The 1,351-nt window shown below is 29.9% G+C and carries 1 protein-coding gene; it reads left to right on the top strand.

The annotated features are described in order from the left end of the window. The first annotated feature begins 110 nt into the window (after nt 1-110). Nucleotides 111-1,214, top strand: a complete 1,104-nt coding sequence (tnpB, locus tag Q3V94_RS13585; protein WP_303528533.1) for an IS200/IS605 family element RNA-guided endonuclease TnpB — start codon at nt 111-113, stop codon at nt 1,212-1,214. Nucleotides 1,215-1,351 lie beyond the last annotated feature (137 nt).

Raw genomic sequence — 1,351 nt, forward strand, 5'->3', positions numbered from 1 at the left:
GAGTAAGGACGCTTTAATAATAACATATATTATTTGTGTATCATAACTTATATTAGTTAAAAGTTTGTTTTGTGTAACAACATATGTTACAATAATTATGAGGTGAAAGTATGGAAAAAGCTTTTAAATTTAGGCTTTATCCTAATAAACAACAAATAGAGCTTATAAATAAAACCTTTGGTTGTGTTAGGTTTGTATATAACTATTATCTTGCAAAACGAGAAGAAATATATAAAACTCAAGGTATAACATTTAATTATAAGGATTGCTCAGCTGACTTAACTAAACTTAAACAAACTAATACATGGCTAAAAGAAGCAGATAAGTTTGCACTTCAAAATTCGCTCAAAGACTTAGACAAAGCATTTAAGAATTTTTTTGAAGGTAGAGCAAATTATCCAAAGTTTAAGTCAAAGAAATGTAAATATCAAAGCTATAGAACAACATTTACAAATAACAACATTGAAATTAAAGGAAACAAAATCAAACTACCCAAATTAGGCTGGGTAAAGTTTGTAAAATCAATGGAAGTAGAGGGTAAAATACTAAATGCAACTATAAGTAGAACTCCAACAGGGAAATATTTTGTTTCAATTTGCTGTAGGATAGAAAAAACTATAGAAAAGTCTAAAACTAACAAAGTAATAGGTATAGATTTAGGAGTAAAGCATTTTCTGATAGATAGTGAAGGTAACAAAATATCCAATCCTAAATATCTTATAAAGTTAGAAAAAAGACTTATTAAGGAACAAAGGAAGCTTTCTAAAAAACAATTAGGTAGTAGTAACTTTAAGAAACAAGCTAAGAAAGTAGCCAAAATACATGAGAAGATAAGAAACCAAAGGGAAGATTTTTTGCAAAAGCTGTCCTCTAAAATTATAAACGAAAACCAAGTTATAATTTTGGAGGACTTAAAGGTTAAGAATATGTTAAGAAATAACAAACTATCAAAGTCCATATCAGATGTAGCATGGTCAAAATTTGTAAACATGCTTGAATATAAAGCATTATGGTATGGAAGAACAATAGTAAAAGTAGATATGTTTTATCCATCAAGTCAAATATGTAATGTATGTGGTTATAAAAATGAAGAAGTAAAAGACTTAAACGTAAGGGAGTGGGAATGTCCAATATGTAGGACAGTCCATGATAGAGATGTAAATGCAAGTAAAAATATATTAAAAGAAGGAAAGAGGATATTAGGTATAGCATAAGTAAAAACAGTAGGGTAGGGACTACCCGAATTAACGCCTGTGGAGATAGTAGGTTACGAGGTTGATGAAGCAGGAATCCCGCGACTTTAGTCGTGGGAGGTTCAAGGAGATGGGCAGCATAGGGCTGAATATATAGA

The sequence above is a fragment of the Caloramator sp. CAR-1 genome, from assembly GCF_030546345.1.
In the GTDB taxonomy this organism is placed as follows: domain Bacteria; phylum Bacillota; class Clostridia; order Clostridiales; family Caloramatoraceae; genus Caloramator; species Caloramator australicus.